This window comes from Bradyrhizobium sp. 33ap4 (assembly GCF_032654765.1).
In the GTDB taxonomy this organism is placed as follows: Bacteria; Pseudomonadota; Alphaproteobacteria; order Rhizobiales; family Xanthobacteraceae; genus Bradyrhizobium; species Bradyrhizobium australafricanum.
Window position 1 is genome coordinate 23326 of record NZ_JAUMTJ010000085.1, and the last position, 6834, is coordinate 30159.

General features: G+C 63.4%; 8 protein-coding genes, 1 tRNA gene and 1 pseudogene. 6 read left to right on the forward strand and 4 right to left on the reverse strand.

Annotated features, from left to right (window positions below):
- The first annotated feature begins 582 nt into the window (after positions 1-582).
- Positions 583-1017 carry an NUDIX domain-containing protein gene (locus Q2M23_RS39555; RefSeq protein ID WP_316398957.1) on the forward strand — a complete coding sequence of 145 codons (435 nt, stop codon included), beginning with the start codon at positions 583-585 and terminating at the stop codon, positions 1015-1017.
- Here Q2M23_RS39555 and Q2M23_RS39560 read toward each other — a convergent pair.
- Positions 971-1441 (reverse strand): low molecular weight phosphatase family protein, encoded by a 471-nt coding sequence (locus Q2M23_RS39560; protein ID WP_316398958.1) that lies wholly within the window; start codon positions 1439-1441, stop codon positions 971-973. The genes Q2M23_RS39555 and Q2M23_RS39560 overlap by 47 nt on opposite strands.
- Positions 1442-1601: 160 nt before the next feature.
- On the opposite strand from Q2M23_RS39560, the gene Q2M23_RS39565 reads away from it, so the two are divergent.
- A tRNA-Ser gene (locus Q2M23_RS39565) sits at positions 1602-1691 on the forward strand.
- A 61-nt stretch (positions 1692-1752) separates the two neighbouring features.
- On the opposite strand, the pseudogene Q2M23_RS39570 reads toward Q2M23_RS39565, so the two are convergent.
- Positions 1753-2752: pseudogene (locus Q2M23_RS39570) on the reverse strand (DDE-type integrase/transposase/recombinase); the annotation flags it as partial.
- A 374-nt stretch (positions 2753-3126) separates the two neighbouring features.
- On the opposite strand from Q2M23_RS39570, the gene Q2M23_RS39575 reads away from it, so the two are divergent.
- The gene (locus Q2M23_RS39575; RefSeq protein ID WP_076828845.1) at positions 3127-3681 is read left to right on the forward strand and encodes an SGNH/GDSL hydrolase family protein; all 555 of its coding nucleotides are present in this window, start codon (positions 3127-3129) and stop codon (positions 3679-3681) included.
- 7 nt (positions 3682-3688) lie between these two features.
- On the opposite strand, the gene Q2M23_RS39580 is transcribed toward Q2M23_RS39575, so the two are convergent.
- Positions 3689-4609, reverse strand: coding sequence for an alpha/beta fold hydrolase (locus Q2M23_RS39580; protein ID WP_316398959.1), 921 nt, complete (start codon positions 4607-4609; stop codon positions 3689-3691).
- Positions 4610-4759: 150 nt separating this feature from the next.
- Between Q2M23_RS39580 and Q2M23_RS39585 the strand changes: the two genes are divergently transcribed.
- Both Q2M23_RS39585 and Q2M23_RS39590 read left to right on the forward strand, forming a co-directional pair.
- Entirely contained in the window at positions 4760-5218 is a 459-nt protein-coding gene (locus Q2M23_RS39585; protein WP_082653901.1) for a winged helix-turn-helix transcriptional regulator, read from the forward strand.
- Between the two features lie 86 nt (positions 5219-5304).
- The gene (locus Q2M23_RS39590; RefSeq protein ID WP_016847764.1) at positions 5305-5472 is read left to right on the forward strand and encodes a hypothetical protein; all 168 of its coding nucleotides are present in this window, start codon (positions 5305-5307) and stop codon (positions 5470-5472) included.
- 12 nt (positions 5473-5484) lie between these two features.
- Here the strand turns inward: Q2M23_RS39590 and Q2M23_RS39595 are convergent, their stop codons facing one another.
- The gene (locus tag Q2M23_RS39595; protein ID WP_316398960.1) at positions 5485-6303 is read right to left on the reverse strand and encodes an aminoglycoside phosphotransferase family protein; all 819 of its coding nucleotides are present in this window, start codon (positions 6301-6303) and stop codon (positions 5485-5487) included.
- A gap of 201 nt (positions 6304-6504) precedes the next feature.
- On the opposite strand from Q2M23_RS39595, the gene Q2M23_RS39600 reads away from it, so the two are divergent.
- Positions 6505-6762, forward strand: a complete 258-nt coding sequence (locus tag Q2M23_RS39600; protein WP_028340659.1) for a hypothetical protein — start codon at positions 6505-6507, stop codon at positions 6760-6762.
- The last annotated feature ends 72 nt before the right edge of the window (positions 6763-6834 follow it).

Below are 6834 nucleotides of genomic sequence, written 5' to 3' on the forward strand. Positions count from 1 at the left end.
AAACGCCCTCGCCTGTCCCGCGATCAGACACACTGTTGCAGCAAATCATCAGTCCGGGCGCATCTTGGATTCCAACAATTGAATCTTTTTGACTGTGCAAGCCTGCAATCGTTCTCTCCTCCGTGTGGGGCGCAAAGGAAGTTTGCGATGATCGAGACGGTTACAGCGGTGATGGGCCTGGTGAGTGCGGCGATCTTCTTGGCGCACGCCGTGGAAGGCTATCGGTACCGGGCCTGACAGTCCGTTGAAGGCGGAAAGACGCGTCACCTCTTTCCAGGAGTGAATGTTCGGAAAGCTTTAATCAATTCGGATGAGCATCGATTGAAGGCAGGTGTATCATGCGTAATCACGATTTGGTCTCCGACGGGTTTCTGACCCTGACCGCAGCAAGCCTCGTGCTGCTGTGCTCGAGCCTGCTGGCGTTCGCTTTCGGCTGAACATTTTTGAGATTCTACCGGCGCCCGTGCGACGGGCATCGGTTACCCCTACTCATTCCCCGCCAAACGGGTTGCGGCAGACGCGCTGTCTTCTCCCCGCCCCACTCGTGACGCATCCTCGCCGTTTCCCGAAGAGGATGTACGGATGACCGGCAGTGTCAGGGAGGGAACGTCCGCCCTTCTCGTCAGCACAGATGGCCGGCTGCTGATGCAACTGCGCGACGACCTCCCGCATGTTACCGATCGCGGAAAGATCAGCCTGTTTGGCGGACGGCGGGAGGGCGCCGAGACCTTCCTCGAATGCGTCGTTCGCGAGATCCACGAGGAGATCGGCTACTACCTGCCGCCCGAGCGTTTCGAGTTGATCGGCCGCTATTCCGGTCCCGATCATGCAACGCCAAACGGCACGCTTCGCGGCGAGGTGTTCCTCGCGCGCGATGTGCCCATCGACCAATTGACGGTGACCGAAGGCCGCCTCGAGATCGTCGCCATCGACGATCTCGAACGCATCAGCGACGTGCTCGCGCGACCGGCTACGTTTGCGCTGGAGATCTTCCTGAAGCGCAAACCGATGACCTAAGCGCCGAAACCAGTGCGCGGATGTGATCGTCGATCATGGCCAACGCGACTGACGGATGAGCAAAGTCGATATCGTCAACGTGCCAGTAAGTCACCCTCTCGGCGACCTCTCGGAACCGGCGCTCGATCAGCGGACGGTGCTCGGTCTCCTTGAGCGCGATCACGAGGTCGGCATCGTCGAAGTCGGCCAATGAACAGGGCTGCGGGAAGCGCGTCGCGCCTTCCGGAACGATGCCGCTCGCGCGGAGACGATCGTCGGTGAAGACTGACATCGGCCCGACATTGTCGGGCGATCCCCGCTCGGCCGCGCCTCTGGAGGACGCGCGCCACGCCAGTTGTTCGGCTCTTGCAAGATGATTGAACAGTTCCTCGGCGTATCGACTGCGATAGTAGTTGCCGGTGCAGAGAAAGAGGACACGCTTCATGGGCCTCATCATGGCCAACGTGGGCCCTCGCGGTCAACGGCGTTGCAAGCGTGGGCCCTTTGAGTTCACGGACCGGCGAATGACGGGCCCGCCCGGGTTTCGCTGCCAAGTTCGCGTTGCGTTCGGCGCCGCCCTACGCTAAGGGCCTGATCCTTGATCCGGAAGGGTGGCCGAGTGGTTTAAGGCACCGGTCTTGAAAACCGGCGTGCCCGCAAGGGTACCGTGGGTTCGAATCCCACCCCTTCCGCCACTGCTTTCGATGTCCAGCCCGGAGACATGGGTAACAGGTCGTACCTAAGACATGGTGACAGCCTCGTGCCGAACGGGTTGTCGAGGGGTTGCAGGGTTTTCTGCTCCAGGTCGAAGTATCCCAAATCATAGTGCATGAAGCTGACGAGCCAAATGCCGTCGTCGACCTCCTTGATGCCGAGTTTTTGTCCAGCCAGCACGGTGGAGAGGTTGATGCGCTTGCGGTGCAGGCAGAGCCGTCCACAGGCGGTGACGAGCACCTCGCGATCGTGGAGTGGTCTCCTGCTTGAGCGTGAGGTGCATGCGCTCGTGACGGCCGTTCTGCTGCGGATGGCCGGGCTTGATGCGTTCGATGGCAATGCCAAGCCGCAGCCACCACACCGAGAGCTTTGAGAGATTGAACAAGGCGTTGGGACTGGCAAACGGCACGCCATTGTCGGAGCGAATGGCGCGCGGCATGCCGCGCTCACGGAACAACCGCTCGAAGGCCGCAATGGCCGGCTCCTCGCGGGTGGAATCGAGCGCTTCGCACAACAGCAGGAAGCGCGAGGCATGGTCGGTGACGGTCAGCGGGTAGCAATAACGGCCATTGCCGGGCTTGAACTCGCCCTTGAAGTCGGCGCACCACAGATCATTGGGTCCGGCCCCCGCGGACAGAGGCGTGCCGCGCGCGCGGTGGCGCGGCACGCCTGCGCGCTTGACCAGGCCATGGCGATCGAGAACCGCATGGATGGTGCTCTTGGCCGGAACCCGGATATCGCCGTCGAGCCGCCGGACCAAGAGCTCACGGATCTTGCGCGCACCCCAGTGCGGTTTCTCGGCTTTGAGACGAACAATCAGGCCCTCGATTGGCTCGGGGAGCTGATTGGCATAGCGCACCGGTCGCCGCGACCGATCGCATAGCGCCGCCGCGCCCTGTTCCCTGTAGCGATCGAAAATCTTGTAGCCGGTCTTGCGGGACACGCCGAACTCCCGGCAGACGTCCGTCATGGCCTCCCCGTCCAGCAGACGGGCGACAAAGCGAAGGCGCTCTTCCATCACCGAACTCGCTTTCCACGGCATCCACACCTCCCGCAGAACAAAAGCGGAAAGTGTAACCCATGTGTCCGGTACGAAATGTCACCTATGTCTCGGGCCGCTCATCGATTGGGCGACTGTCCGGCCGGGGCTCGGAGCTGAGACCAAGGCGGCCGCGATAGCCAACCACCAGATGGCCGCAACGAAGGTAACGGGTTGTGCGCCGCCGTATCCAGCCACCTCCCGCAGGACGTGATCCGCAGAAAGTGATCGCTTCGGCGTTGTGCGGTTGTTTCCGAATATTGCTCGGGCTGGAGCCGTGATGATAGCTCTGAGGAGCAATGCGTCGCGCACTACCTTGGGTTTTGGCCGTTACTTTTCTGATTGGTTTTGTCGCTTCCTTTGCGGAGCTGCAGAGGATGCGCAACCGTTTCGGCGAAGTGTCTCAGCACGCCTTTCACGATCATGCCGCGGTGCGCGAATTCATGATACGCGCTGCGCTCGCCGACGCGCCGGCGCCGATCGTCGTGCTTGGCGACAGCATCACCGAAATGGCTCCGCTGCCCCGGCAGCTCTGCGGACGTCCGGTCATCAATGCCGGTGTTGGCGGTCAGACCATCGCGGAGGCAAAGCAGCTCGCCGGGCGCGTGCTGCAGGACCAGGGCGCATTCTTGCTCGTGCTCGCGGTCGGCGCCAACGACGCCGGATCGCCAACGGCGCAACGCGACTTCGCCAACCTCATCGAGACCGTCAAGTCGCTCTCGACGCGGCCATTGGTGGCCATCGCCGTCGCAGCTGACGAATCGACCAACCGGGCGATCGAAGCCGCCGCAGTTGCGCGTGGTGTTCGGTTTATCGACCCGCATCTGCCGCCGGGCGCGAAGATGGCCGACGGCATTCACTTCACCGCCGCCGCCTACAAGGCCTGGGTGCCGGCACTTGAGGCGGCGATCTCGGCGGAATGCACGATGTGACGCGCAGTCACGTCTGCCGCATGAACTCCGCAATCAGGCCGGCAATTTCCTCAGGCGCATCCTCGAAGCAGTAATGCCCGACACCGGCAAGGCGCCGGACGGGTGCCGCCGGGAAGATTGCGGAGAACAGCGGCAGGAAATGCTCTGCGCGCAGCGTGCGATCCGCCTCGCCCCAGATCGCGAGCGCAGGCTTGCTGCGGATCAAGCGGTCGGCGGCGGGATCGGGCGCCTGGAATTGATGCGCGCCGATCGCAAAACCCTTGGCCCAGCCGATCGCACCGAGGCAGTCCGCCGGACGGGCGAAATGCGCGCCGTAGGCGGCGAGCCAGGCGTCCGTGATGACGGCGTTGTTCTCGAATCCGTTGAGCTTCAGCGTGCTCAAAATGTTGAAGCCGAGCTGTCCGAGAACCGGCTCAAGGTCGCCGCTCGCCTCGGCCTTTGCGATCCATTGAAACCACGGCGAGACCTGCGCGTTGGCGGCGACGCGATCGAACAGATCGCTCTGCCCGAACGGCGTTGGCCCGTTGGCGGAGACGATGCGGCGAATCCGGCCCGGATGCCGGGCCGCCAGCCCCATGCCGACCGGGCCGCCGAAATCATGCATGACCAGCGTGATGTCGGTGAGATCGAGCGCGCGGACCAGCGCTTCGAGATTGTCGACATGGTCCTGCAGCCAATAGCTGCGATGCGCCGGCGTCGCGCTCTTGCCAAAACCCATGTGATCCGGAACGACCACCCGGTGCGTCGCACTGAGGCTCGGCACGAGGTGGCGGAACAGATAGCCCCAGCTTGGTTCGCCGTGCAGGCAAAGCACCACCTCGCCGTCCCGCGGACCTTCGTCGACATAATGCATCTGAAAGCCCGGCGCCGCGCTGAAATGCGGTGCGAAAGGAAAAGTGCCGTCGAACGCGGCGTCGGCTTGGATCATGGCGCACCTCAGGAGGTTTTAATTTGCAACCATCGTGTATCGCTTGAGGTTTTACTTTGCAACCAATATATCGAACCCACGATCGGGTGGTTTTCCGGCCGCGGCTCTGAGCGCCGATCATCCCCCAGGGAATGAGTGTTGAGGATCACGATGGCCAAGCGAGTGAGCCACAGGGACTCGATGTGCGGCGTTGCCCGGCCGCTGGATGCGATCGGCGACTGGTGGTCGCTGCTGATTGTCCGCGATGCGTTCGACGGGCTGCGCCGCTTCGGCGAGTTTCAGAAGAGCCTCGGGCTTGCCAAGAACATTCTCTCGGCCCGGCTCCGCAATCTTCTGGCGCACGGCATCATGGAGACGATGCCCGCAAGCGACGGCAGCCCCTACCAGGAATATGTGCTGACCGAAAAGGGACGCGGGCTCTTCCCTCTTCTTGTCGCGCTCCGGCAGTGGGGTGAGGATTTCTTCTTTGAGCCCGATGAGGCGCATGTGCTGCTGGTCGACCGCAAGAACGGGCTGCCGGTGCGACGGCTCGAATTGCGCGCGCAAGATGGACGCGTCGTTGGCGCGGAGGACACGATGGTGCGGCTTCCGCCGGCTTCACCTGAGTGAGTGAAGCAAGCGTGTCGCGCGCGCCGTCAACGGCAACCGGATGTTAACTCTCCGTGCCGCAGCATCCGCGCGTGGAGGTTCGACCAATGCAGACATTCCGGATTTCGCTGAGCGATGGGACGCGGCAATTCCACACCGCGATTCAGGCGCCGGACCCCGCTTCCGCGCGCATCAAGGCCGCCTATTTCTTCGATATCTCGAAGTGGCGGATTTTGAGCGTGTCGCTGAGTGGAGCCAGCGCCGCGGCGGCGTAGTCGCTGCGCGCCCTACGCCATCCGGTCGAGTTCATTGGCGGCGAACTGTGCAATCGTAAGGTCGATTTCGGCGAGCGGATCGTCATCCCCCAGAAACCATGCGGCCGACAAGCCGGTCCAGGCTACGATCCATGACAGCAGGCGCCGGCGATCCAGCCGCGCGGCTTCAACGACGATGTCGAGCCGCCGCGCAAAGCGTCCGGGTTCGGTCGCGACCGGCCGTGTCGGATCCGCAAGATCCGGATTGGTGAAGATGTTGGCGAAGTCGAAGCCGCGCTCGCCGACGAGATGCTTCGGATCGATCGCAAGCCAGCCGCGCGCGCCGAAGTCGAGCACGTTGTCATGGTGCAGGTCGCCATGCAGGACCACGATCTCGCGCTGACTGCCCAGCAGAGCTTCGGCAACTTCCGCCGATCGGTTCAGAATGCCGCCATGCGCCCTCGCCGCGGGCCACAACTCACGAAACCAGTGCGTCAGCGGCGTCAGATCCGGCCGCGGCTTCGCTCGCTCGGCGTGAAGCCGATCAGCCGTTGCGCAGAGAATCCTGCAGGCCTCGTCGTCCCGGCCGGTTCGCGCCATTTCGCTGAGCGAAGCCGATCCCGTCGCCCTCTCGAGCAGAAGGGCGTCGCCGTCACGGGCAAGAACCCGCGCCGCACCTTCGCCGTCCCACCACTCCATCACGATGGCACCGAGGCGCTCGTCCGGCTCGTGCGAGAGCTTGAGCATGGCCGGCTCCCCATGCCGGCGCACCGGCAGCAACCGTGCGGCATGCGTCACGATCGGGGCGCCGTCGGGGACAAGACTACAGGCCAAGAGATAGGGAGCGAACATTTGGGTGGACTGACCCGAGACGAAGAAGCGAGCCTCGTGGTTCTAATCATTGCTTCCGCGCGCTGCCACGCCGGTTCCCTGCGGCGCATCGTGGCAGGGCCACGCGAACCGGTTCCCCGCTGCCCTGGCCATGTTGGCTGATGACAGCCCCCACCCATCTCGCGCTACAATGTCGCAGCCGGTGCTACGGAGGGTGTGGCGATGCCGCGAAAGGGAATTACCGGACACGACGAATGGGTGGTCACGGAGGCCCTGGCCACAGCGCTGGTGGCGCTCGAACAATTGCCGTCAAAGCATCAGCCGCGCGCGCATATGGAGGATGTCCGAAAAATCCTGACCGCCAGATGTGAGGCCGGCGCCGTCACGCTGCATCTTGCGCAGGCCAAGTGCCGGTTGTTTCCCGACACCGATCCCCTGACCATCTACGAGGAGTATGGCCTCAAGGACGGGCTCGGCTAGGTGGTGTGGACACTTATCGCAGCCATAGGACGATGGCAGCGAGAGTGACGACGGCCCGGTAATTCCGGGCGG

Coding starts and splice junctions, on each gene's coding strand:
- Q2M23_RS39575 (WP_076828845.1), top strand. CDS start 3,127: ATGCGCAACCGTTTCGGCGAAGTGTCTCAGCACGCCTTTCACGATCAT.
- Q2M23_RS39585 (WP_082653901.1), top strand. CDS start 4,760: ATGGCCAAGCGAGTGAGCCACAGGGACTCGATGTGCGGCGTTGCCCGG.
- Q2M23_RS39560 (WP_316398958.1), bottom strand. CDS start 1,441: ATGAAGCGTGTCCTCTTTCTCTGCACCGGCAACTACTATCGCAGTCGA.
- Q2M23_RS39580 (WP_316398959.1), bottom strand. CDS start 4,609: ATGATCCAAGCCGACGCCGCGTTCGACGGCACTTTTCCTTTCGCACCG.
- Q2M23_RS39555 (WP_316398957.1), top strand. CDS start 583: ATGACCGGCAGTGTCAGGGAGGGAACGTCCGCCCTTCTCGTCAGCACA.
- Q2M23_RS39595 (WP_316398960.1), bottom strand. CDS start 6,303: ATGTTCGCTCCCTATCTCTTGGCCTGTAGTCTTGTCCCCGACGGCGCC.
- Q2M23_RS39590 (WP_016847764.1), top strand. CDS start 5,305: ATGCAGACATTCCGGATTTCGCTGAGCGATGGGACGCGGCAATTCCAC.
- Q2M23_RS39600 (WP_028340659.1), top strand. CDS start 6,505: ATGCCGCGAAAGGGAATTACCGGACACGACGAATGGGTGGTCACGGAG.